At 64.9% G+C, this 2,196-nt stretch carries 1 protein-coding gene; it reads left to right on the top strand.

Going from position 1 to position 2,196, the window contains the following annotated elements; all coding sequences use genetic code 11:
* Positions 1 to 566 precede the first annotated feature (566 nt).
* Positions 567 to 2,196: glycoside hydrolase family 6 protein (locus FAB82_RS08875; RefSeq protein WP_136534190.1), on the top strand; the 1,630-nt coding region annotated here is incomplete at its 3' end.

Genomic DNA, 2,196 nt, shown 5'->3' with positions numbered 1-2,196 from the left:
GCTTACGAGGGCAACATCCGCAACGGCAACAACATGAGCGGCGCCCGCGGGGAAATGCCGATCTCGGGCCACTGGTCCGAGGCGCAGTTCCAGGAGCTGCTGGAGAACGCCTACCCGCCGGTGAACTGACCGGCTTCGAGCAGCTCCTGGAACCAAAAAGCACAGTCAGGAGCTGCTCGAGAACGCCTACCCGCCGGTCAGCTAAGACCGTCGGGTAGGGACCGAACTCGATCCTCGGTTCCTTCCGGATAGAAGAGAGGCCGGGCCCCGCCATCTGGCGGGGCCCGGCCTTCGTCGTGGGCGGCTGCGCCAACGCTCGACGCGGGAGCGGTGACGCCCAATGCGGGAGCGCTAACATCAGATCAAGCGCTTTCCGGAACAATCTTTTAGAAAAGTCCCCTCTGGAACCTTGACATGACATGGAAACATCGGAGATTATCGATCTATCACTTGGGAGCGCTTCCCTTCTCTTCCAGCCCTCAGGTGTGCCGCGCAAGTCCGTAACCCGAAGGAACCCCCGCTCCGCCGCACCCGGCAGGGGCCCCGAGAACGAAGGACATCGAATTATGCAAGTACATCGAAGTCGAAGAAAGCTGATCGTGGGTGTGGCAGTGGCCTCGCTCGCTGCCAGCGCCGTCACACTCGCGTCGGCGAACAGCGCGTTCGCCGAAGAGGGCTGCCAGGTCGACTACAACATCACCTCCAGCTGGAACGGCGGCTTCCAGGCCAATGTCGTCATCAGCGCCGACGAGGCGATCAACGGCTGGGACGTCTCGTGGGACTTCCCCTCGGGCACCAGCGTCGCGTCCGCCTGGAACGTCGACTGGTCCCAGAGCGGCACCACGTTCACCGGTTCCGACGTCGGTTGGAACGCCTCCATCTCCTCGGGCCAGAGCCGCGAGGTATTCGGTTTCATCGGCTCCGGTAGCTCTACGGCCCCCGCCGAGTTCACTCTCAATGGCGATGTCTGCGACGGTCCCGGCACCGGTCCCACCGAACCTCCGACGTCCGATGAGCCGACCGACGAGCCCACGGACCCGCCGGACGGCTCGAGGGTCGACAACCCGTACGTGGGCGCACAGGTCTACGTCAACCCGACCTGGGCCGCCAACGCCGAGGCCAGCGGTGGTGAAGCCGTCGCCGACCAGCCGACCGGCGTATGGATGGACCGCATCAGCGCCATCGAGGGCAATGACTCCCCCACCACCGGCAGCATGGGCATGCGCGACCACCTGGATGCCGCTCTCACTCAGGGCGCGGACCTGATCCAGTTCGTCATCTACAACCTGCCCGGCCGCGACTGCGCCGCCCTCGCCTCCAATGGTGAGCTGGGCGCGGGCGAGATCGACCGCTACAAGAACGAGTACATCGACCCGATCGTGGAGATCCAGTCGGATCCCGCTTACGCGGACATCAAGATCGTCAACGTGATCGAGATCGACTCGCTGCCGAACCTGGTCACCAACGTCTCGCCCCGCGAGACCGCGACCACCAACTGCGACACCATGCTGGCCAACGGCAACTACGAGGACGGCGTGTCCTACGCGGTGTCCGAGCTCGGCGACCAGCCGAACTCGTACCAGTACCTCGACGCCGGCCACCACGGCTGGATCGGCTGGGGCGACACGAACGCGATGTACGACAACTTCTTCGCCTCGGCGGACCTGTTCGGTTCGCTCATCGGCCAGAACGGCATGACCGCCAACGACGTGTCCGGGTTCATCACCAACACCGCCAACTACTCGGCTCTGGAGGAGCCCTACTGGAACGTCGACGACAATGTCGGCGGCCAGGCGATCAACCAGAACCCCGACGTCAAGTGGGTCGACTGGAACGACTTCAACGGGGAGCTCGACTTCGCTCAGGCCTTCCGCACCGAACTCGTCTCGGCCGGCTACAACGACGACATCGGCATGCTGATCGACACCAGCCGCAACGGCTGGGGCGGCGACTACCGGCCCACCGGTACCTCGACCTCCACCGACCCGAGCACCTATGTGGACGAGTCGCGCATCGACCAGCGCTACCAGAAGGGCAACTGGTGCAACCAGGCCGGTGCCGGTCTGGGCGAGCGTCCGGTCGCGGCCCCCGAGCCTGGCATCGACGCCTACGTCTGGATCAAGCCTCCGGGCGAGTCCGACGGCGCCTCTGAGCTCATCGACAACGACGAGGGCAAGGGCTTCGACGAGATGTGCG

This window comes from Glycomyces buryatensis, assembly GCF_004912275.1.
In the GTDB taxonomy this organism is placed as follows: Bacteria; Actinomycetota; Actinomycetes; order Mycobacteriales; family Micromonosporaceae; genus Glycomyces; species Glycomyces buryatensis.
The sequence above is the reverse complement of the archived record's forward strand: the minus strand, read 5'-3'. Positions and strand labels throughout refer to the sequence as shown.